4 protein-coding genes are annotated in these 3601 nt (G+C 67.1%); 2 read left to right on the forward strand and 2 right to left on the reverse strand.

All coding sequences use genetic code 11. From position 1 onward, the window contains the following. The coding region (locus DBR34_RS22450; protein ID WP_258223771.1) for a sugar phosphate nucleotidyltransferase at positions 1-630 on the reverse strand (630 nt) is incomplete at its 3' end. A gap of 9 nt (positions 631-639) precedes the next feature. Further along, a complete protein-coding gene (locus tag DBR34_RS08795; protein WP_128096513.1) occupies positions 640-1989 on the reverse strand; it encodes a phosphomannomutase in 1350 nt (449 codons plus the stop codon). Positions 1990-2148: 159 nt separating this feature from the next. Between DBR34_RS08795 and DBR34_RS08800 the strand changes: the two genes are divergently transcribed. Continuing rightward, complete coding sequence (locus tag DBR34_RS08800) at positions 2149-2883, forward strand: CoA transferase subunit A (RefSeq protein ID WP_128096514.1); 735 nt, start codon at positions 2149-2151, stop codon at positions 2881-2883. A gap of 1 nt (position 2884) precedes the next feature. Continuing rightward, a complete protein-coding gene (locus DBR34_RS08805) occupies positions 2885-3517 on the forward strand; it encodes a CoA transferase subunit B (protein ID WP_128096515.1) in 633 nt (210 codons plus the stop codon). Positions 3518-3601: the final 84 nt, after the last annotated feature.

The raw sequence follows: 3601 nt of genomic DNA on the forward strand, positions 1-3601 counted from the left end.
GAACCGTTCCAGCTCGGCCAGGTAGCGCGAGGCCTTGAACAGGAACATGCCGCTGTTCCAGAAGTACTCGCCCGACTGCACGTACTGCTGGGCAGTCTCGGCATCGGGCTTTTCGACGAAGCGATCCACCGGGCGCACGTCGCCCTGGGCACCGGCCTTGATGTAGCCATAGCCGATTTCCGGGCCGGTCGGCACGATCCCGAAGGTGACCAGCTTGCCTTCGCGCGCGGCCGGCAGGGCGCGCAGCACGGCGGCGCGGAACGCGGCTTCATCGGCGATGACGTGGTCCGACGGCAGCACCAGCAGTACGGCATCGTCACCGTCCCGGGTGGCCTCCAGCGCTGCCACGGCGATGGCCGGTGCGGTGTTGCGGCCGACCGGCTCCAGCAGGATCGCCTGCGGCTGTACGCCCAGTTGCTGCAGCTGCTCGGCAGCCACGAACCGGTGTTCTTCGTTGGCCACGACCAGCGGCGCACGGCCGGCGATCGGCGCAACGCGCTGCCAGGTGGCCTGCAGCATGGTCTGCTCCCCAGCCAGCGCAAGGAACTGCTTGGGGTAGGCTTCGCGGGACAGCGGCCACAGCCGGGTGCCGGAGCCGCCGGAGAGAATGACGGGCAGAATATCGTTCATCGGGCCTTCTCAGGATGCCTTGAGCAGCTGGGAAATTTCATCGGTGCGCTGCTGCAGCAACGCCGCATCGCCACGGGTTTCAACATTCAGGCGCAGCAGCGGTTCGGTGTTGGAGCTGCGCAGGTTGAAGCGCCAGGTGCCGAAATCGGCGCTGATGCCATCGGTATGGTCCAGCGCGGGCGACTGCGCGGCGTAGTGGTCCATCACCCGCGCAACGGCGGCCTTGGCATCGGTCACCTTGAAGTTGATCTCGCCGCTGCACGGGAACTTGGCCATGCGCGCCTCGACCAGATCGGCCAGCGAGCGCCCGGACTCGGACACCAGCGCACCGATCAGCAGCCACGGAATCATGCCGGAGTCGGCGTAGGCGAATTCGCGGAAGTAATGGTGCGCGCTCATTTCGCCGCCGTAGACGGCGTTCTCGCTGCGCATCTTTTCCTTGATGAAGGCGTGCCCGCTCTTGCACAGCACCGGCTGGCCGCCGGCGGCTTCCACCATTTCCACCGTGTTCCAGGTCAGGCGCGGGTCGTGCACGATCTTGCCACCCGGCTGGCGTGCCAGGATCGCCTGCGCGAGCAGGCCGACCAGGTAGTAGCCCTCGATGAAGCGGCCGTTGTGGTCGAAGAAGAAGCAGCGGTCGAAGTCGCCGTCCCAGGCAATGCCGAAATCCGCGCCGTGTTCGCGCACGGCCTGCGCGGTCAGTTCGCGGTTTTCCGGCAGCAGCGGGTTGGGGATGCCGTTGGGGAAGCTGCCATCGGGTTCGTGGCAGATGCGGATGAATTCAAACGGCAGGTGCGGGGCGAGCAGGTCGACGATGGTGCCGGCGCCGCCATTGCCCGCATTGACCACCAGCTTCAGCGGCTTGAGCGCGGCACGGTCGATGTAGCTGAGCAGGTGCTCGATGTAGGCGCCCTTGTCCGGGTGCGACTGCAGGCCACCGGTGGCGGCGGCCGCAACGCCGGTGTCGGCTTCCACGGCATCGGAGATCGCCAGCAGGCCGGTGTCCGAACTGATCGGGCGGGCCTGCTCCTTGACCAGCTTCATGCCGTTGTAGTCCATCGGGTTGTGGCTGGCGGTGACCATCACGCCGCCGGCGGCGTTGAGGTGGTCCACCTGGAAATAGACTTCCTCGGTGCCACACAGGCCGATGTCCAGCACGTCGCGGCCGGCGCCTCGCAGACCGGCGGTGAGTGCGTCCTGCAGCGCTGCGCTGGTCAGACGCACGTCGTGTCCCACCACCACGGTACCGGGGGCAAGCTGATCGGCCAGGGCCACGCCGATGCGGCGGGCCAGGTCTTCGTTCAGCTCGTCCGGCACCCGGCCGCGGATGTCATATGCCTTGAATGCGGGGAGGGTCATCGATTCAATCCTTGAGACAGTCAGCTGGCTAGTTTAGCCGCTGCCATGTATGGGAATCGTTTTCATGCCCTGTCGCGGGTAAACGCTGCTTCAGGCGCGGCGGGAAACCCGGGCGTACTGGCTACAATGCCCCCTTACATCAACGAGGTGAGGGCGTAGATGAGCAAGTCCCCAGAGACGGCCGGCCGGCGCAGCAAGCGCTATGCCAGCGCCGCCGAGGCGCTGCACGGCGTGGTTGCCGATGGCCAGACGCTGGCGGTGGGTGGTTTCGGCCTGTGCGGCATCCCCGAGGCGCTGATCGCCGCGCTGCGCGACAGTGCGGTCAAGGGCCTGACCGTGATTTCCAACAATGCCGGCGTCGATGGCTTCGGCCTGGGCCAGCTGCTGGAAACCCGCCAGATCCAGAAGATGATTTCGTCCTACGTGGGCGAGAACAAGGAATTCGAACGGCAGTTCCTGGCCGGCGAGCTGGAGCTGGAGTTCAACCCGCAGGGCACCCTGGCCGAGCGCCTGCGCGCCGGCGGTGCCGGCATCCCGGCCTTCTTCACCGCCACCGGCTACGGCACGGTAGTGGCCGAAGGCAAGGAAACCCGCGAATTCGACGGCAAGCACTTCGTGCTGGAAACCGCGCTGCGCGCCGACGTGGCCCTGGTCAAGGCGTGGAAGGCCGACGAGGCCGGCAACCTGGTGTTCCGCAAGACCGCGCGCAACTTCAACCCGGCCTGCGCCATGGCCGGCAAGGTGTGCATCGTCGAGGTCGAAGAGGTGGTGCCGCTGGGCAGCATCGACCCCGACCAGGTGCACCTGCCGGGCATCTACGTGCACCGCATCGTGCACAACCCCACGCCTGAAAAGCGTATTGAACAGCGCACCGTCCGCGCGGAGGGCAACTGACATGGCTTGGACCCGCGATGAAATGGCCGCGCGCGCTGCGCGTGAGCTTACCGATGGCGCCTACGTCAACCTGGGCATCGGCCTGCCGACCCTGGTGGCCAACCACATTCCCGAGGGCGTGGATGTGTGGCTGCAGTCGGAGAACGGCCTGCTCGGGATCGGCCCGTTCCCGACCGATGCCGAGGTCGATGCCGACCTGATCAACGCCGGCAAGCAGACCGTTACCGCGCGTGCCGGCGCCAGCTATTTCGGCAGCCACGACAGCTTCGCGATGATCCGCGGCGGCCACATCAACCTGGCCATCCTGGGCGCGATGCAGGTGACGGCCAGCGGCGACCTCGCCAACTGGATGGTGCCGGGCAAGATGGTCAAGGGCATGGGCGGGGCGATGGACCTGGTGGCCGGCGTGCAGCGCGTGGTGGTGCTGATGGAGCACACCGCCAAGAACGGCGAACACAAGATCCTGCCCGCGTGCACGCTGCCGTTGACCGGCGTGGGCGTGGTCGACCGCATCATCACCGACCTGGCCGTGTTCGACGTGACCGACACCGGTCTGGTGCTGGTTGAAGCCGCGCCGGGCGTGGGCATCGACGAGCTGAAGGAAAAGACCGGCGTGGCCTTCGGCCAGGCCTGACCCGGCGTGCCGGGGTGCCCGTGCAAGCGGGCGCTCCGGCCACCCACGAGGACCGCATGGACCTGCATCTGCGCGACGCCGACG

Source organism: Stenotrophomonas sp. HMWF003, from assembly GCF_003061285.1.
Taxonomy (GTDB): Bacteria; Pseudomonadota; Gammaproteobacteria; order Xanthomonadales; family Xanthomonadaceae; genus Stenotrophomonas; species Stenotrophomonas maltophilia_AP.

What these genes read in the sequence shown, in the direction of transcription:
- DBR34_RS08795 (WP_128096513.1), bottom strand. Translation starts at nt 1,989, where the DNA reads ATGACCCTCCCCGCATTCAAGGCATATGACATCCGCGGCCGGGTGCCG.
- DBR34_RS08800 (WP_128096514.1), top strand. Translation starts at nt 2,149, where the DNA reads ATGAGCAAGTCCCCAGAGACGGCCGGCCGGCGCAGCAAGCGCTATGCC.
- DBR34_RS08805 (WP_128096515.1), top strand. Translation starts at nt 2,885, where the DNA reads ATGGCTTGGACCCGCGATGAAATGGCCGCGCGCGCTGCGCGTGAGCTT.